Consider the following 225-nt stretch of genomic DNA (forward strand, 5'->3'; position numbering starts at 1 on the left):
CAAACGCTGCTTGATCTTTGTGCTCTAAAAACGTCAAGCTAACAGATGCACCACCACCTGCTTTTGATGCAACAGACAAGTAGTCTCGTCCTGATGTAAGGAAGTATCTAGTGTTTAACGGATCACTGTCTTTCGTCGGAATAATAGATACTTTCGCAATTGCATCCACTGTGTGTCCATTAGAAATACCAACATTACTTAAATACACATACGCTTCCGGTGTAT

General features: G+C 40.9%; 1 protein-coding gene. It reads right to left on the reverse strand.

Translation table 11 applies throughout. The features are described from left to right. A partial coding sequence (locus TP70_RS12475; protein WP_044361448.1) for a hypothetical protein occupies positions 1 to 225 on the reverse strand: 225 nt, incomplete at both ends.

The organism is Staphylococcus microti (assembly GCF_000934465.1).
Classification (GTDB): domain Bacteria; phylum Bacillota; class Bacilli; order Staphylococcales; family Staphylococcaceae; genus Staphylococcus; species Staphylococcus microti.